This window comes from Falsiroseomonas oryzae (assembly GCF_027856955.1).
Classification (GTDB): domain Bacteria; phylum Pseudomonadota; class Alphaproteobacteria; order Acetobacterales; family Acetobacteraceae; genus Falsiroseomonas; species Falsiroseomonas oryzae.
The window spans coordinates 1-2687 of the sequence record NZ_JAPSMD010000586.1; the positions used below are offsets into that span (position 1 = coordinate 1).

2 protein-coding genes are annotated in these 2687 nt (G+C 76.1%); one reads left to right on the plus strand and one right to left on the minus strand.

Annotation, left to right across the window (positions count from 1 at the left end; all coding sequences use genetic code 11):
• The first annotated feature begins 250 nt into the window (after positions 1–250).
• Complete coding sequence (locus OZN99_RS29225) at positions 251–1063, plus strand: helix-turn-helix domain-containing protein (RefSeq protein WP_270938733.1); 813 nt, start codon at positions 251–253, stop codon at positions 1061–1063.
• A gap of 70 nt (positions 1064–1133) precedes the next feature.
• On the opposite strand, the gene OZN99_RS29230 is transcribed toward OZN99_RS29225, so the two are convergent.
• The coding region (locus OZN99_RS29230; RefSeq protein ID WP_270938734.1) for a glycosyltransferase at positions 1134–2687 on the minus strand (1554 nt) is incomplete at its 5' end.

Here is a 2687-nt window from a genome sequence, read left to right on the forward strand (position 1 = left end):
CTCGCCGGCAGGCCGAGCGGCGCGGCCAGCACGCCGGCGCCGCCGGCCAGCAGCAGCCCCATGCCGGCGCTCGCGGCCGCGTCGCCCAGCAGGGCGATGCGCAGCAGGCGGGTCGGGGCGAGAGCATCACGTTCCATGTCGGCGTCCTCCTTCCTCTCGTGGACGCCGGCACCCTGGCCGCGACGGGGCCGCGACGCGATTACGCGCGAGGTCATCGCACCGTGCCACGTCCCGCCCCAGCTTTCACGACATGGTCAGCACCGCCCTGCCCGCCTCTCCCGCGCCCAAGGTCGGCGCCTTGCTGCGCGACTGGCGCCGCCGGCGCCGGCGCAGCCAGCTCGACCTCGCGCTGGATGCCGAGGTCTCCCAGCGCCATCTCAGCTTCATCGAGAGCGGCCGCGCCGCGCCGAGCCGCGAGATGGTGCTGCGCCTGGCCGAGCAGCTCGAGGTGCCGCTGCGCGAGCGCAACGCGCTGCTGCTGGCGGCTGGCTACGCGCCCGCCTTCGCCGAACGCCTGCTGGAGGACCCGGCCATGGCCGCGGCGCGCCAGGCGGTGGAGCTGATCCTGGCGGCCCATGCGCCGCATCCCGCGCTGGCGGTGGACCGGCACTGGCACCTGGTCTCCGCCAATGCCGCGGTGGCGCCGTTGCTCGCCGGCGTGCAGGACGCGGCGCTGCTGGCGCCGCCCGTCAACGTGCTGCAGCTCAGCCTGCATCCGCGCGGGCTGGCGCCGCGCATCGCCAATCTCGGCGAGTGGCGCGCGCATCTTCTGGAACGGCTGCGCCGGCAGGTGGCGGCCAGCGGCGATGCCGCCCTGGCCGCGCTGCTGGTGGAACTCACCGCCCTGCCCGCGCCGGACACCGCCCTGCCGAGCCATCCCGGCCTGCCGCCCGGCGGCGTCGCGGTGCCGCTGCTGTTCGACGGGCCGACCGGCCGCCTCGCGCTGCTCTCCACCACCACGGTCTTCGGCACGCCGGTGGAGATCACGCTGTCGGAACTCGCGATCGAGGCCTTCTACCCGGCCGATGCCGAGACGGCGGCGCGGCTGCGCGCGCTGGGCTGAGGCGCGCCGATGACCGCAGGGCCGCAACGCCCGGAGGTCTGAGTCGGGTCGCCCGACACGCAAGCGCCGCTCAGTCGGGCCGCCAGTCCTGCTCGCGGTCGAACTTGTAGGCCAGGCTGCCTTCCGACAGGCAGAGATGGCGCAGCAGCGCACGGCCGATCAGGCGCACCCCGCGCGGATCGGCCGCGACCTGCCGCGTCAGCAGGCCCGGGCCGGTGGCGAACCAGATGGGGAATTCCCCTGGCTTGCGCGGCGCCAGCAGCGCGCGGATCGCGTGGCGCAGGGCGCGCAGCAGCACCGGACTGCCCGGCCGCGCGACCAGCGGCGCGTTGTAGGCGTAGAACAGCAACTCGTCGCAAAAGCTCACAGCCTGGCCGGCTGGCGGCACCGCGGCCAGCACACCGTCCCAACTCGCCTTGCAGCTGTCGTCGGCATCGGCCCAGATTCCGCCCTCACGCCCCAGCACCGCGTAGCGCAGCAGGTCGGCCTCCACCGCCGGATGCGGGCAGGCATCGAACGCGGCGGCGGCATCGGCGCCATAAGCCTCTTCAATCCAGGCACGGGCGGTGGCACGGTGGAAGCGCAGCAGGCGCCGCTTCGGGTGATGCGCGCGCCAGCTGTCCATCACCTTCGCCACGTCGGGCGGCGGCATCTCCCGATCCCAGTACTGCACCAGCGGCAGCTCGTCGGTCGCCTCGGCCGCCGCCGGCAGCAACCCCGCATCGAGCGTCGGCAGCGCGCCGCCCAGCGTCAGCGCCGTCAGCCGGATCTGCGCTGCGAGCGTCCTGTCGGCACCGGCCGACTCCGCCGCGGTCGCCAGCGCGTCCAGCCGGTCATGCGCGCCCTGCGCGACCAGCAGCCGCGCTCGGAGGAGCCAGCCGCGCTTGCCGAGCGCGGCGTCCGGCACGGCGGCGATGCTGGCCGCGGCGCGCGCTGTCTCGCCGCGCTGCATGAGCCACAGCGCCGCCTCCAGCCAGAGCGAGGGCGGCGTCTCCGGCGGCAGCACGAGGTCGGGCACGGGCTGCGGGTCCGGCCAGGCCAGACCCTCGGCGACCCAGGCCTCGAGCCAGGTCCGGATCCCGCCGGGGGGCAGGCCGGCGATCACGCCGCGAGCGCCCTGCATCCGCCCCGCGCGGATCAGGTGTCGCGCGAGATCCGGCAGCTCCCGCGGGTTCGGCCCCTTGCCACGGCGGTCGAGAAGCCCGAGCGCCGCCGCACGGGCACGTAGCCGCCCGGCCTCGGCCCAGCCCTCCACCTGGCGCCACCAGCCCGGCAGGGGGCGTGGGAGCGGCGCCAGCGCCTCCAGCGCGAGGCCGAACCAGCCCAGCTCCACCAGCATCCGGCCGAGCAGCAGCCGCCCTTCCAGGTGCTCGGGCCGCACCTCCAGCAGAGCGCGATAGGCCTCCGCCGCCAGTCGCTCCTGGCCCAGCCCGGTGCGGATGCGCCCGACCAGCAGCAGCGCGCCGATCCGCGTCTCCGCTGCCCCGCCCGGCCGCGCGGCGCGCAGCGCGAAGGACAGCGCCCGCACCGGGTCGGGCCGGTCGAGCAGGCAGCGCGCGGCCAGCAGCGCGGCATGGGCCGAAAGCCCCTCGGGCTCGCCCGGGCCGAGCTGCGCAAGGGCCTC